The sequence below is a fragment of the Psychrobacillus antarcticus genome (assembly GCF_029533155.1).
Classification (GTDB): domain Bacteria; phylum Bacillota; class Bacilli; order Bacillales_A; family Planococcaceae; genus Psychrobacillus; species Psychrobacillus antarcticus.
The window spans coordinates 1-297 of the sequence record NZ_JAIZDB010000076.1 but is presented as its reverse complement, the minus strand read 5'-3'; the positions used below and the strand labels follow the sequence as shown (position 1 = coordinate 297).

The 297-nt window shown below is 53.2% G+C and carries 1 rRNA gene; it reads left to right on the top strand.

Annotated elements, in window-relative coordinates:
- A 16S ribosomal RNA gene (locus LDK52_RS19955) occupies positions 1-297 on the top strand; the annotation flags it as partial.

The window sequence follows — 297 nt, the reverse complement described above, 5'->3', positions numbered from 1 at the left end:
CTGAGACACGGCCCAGACTCCTACGGGAGGCAGCAGTAGGGAATCTTCCACAATGGACGAAAGTCTGATGGAGCAATGCCGCGTGAGTGAAGAAGGTTTTCGGATCGTAAAACTCTGTTGTGAGGGAAGAACAAGTACGAGAGTAACTACTCGTACCTTGACGGTACCTCATTAGAAAGCCACGGCTAACTACGTGCCAGCAGCCGCGGTAATACGTAGGTGGCAAGCGTTGTCCGGAATTATTGGGCGTAAAGCGCGCGCAGGCGGTCCCTTAAGTCTGATGTGAAATCCCACGGC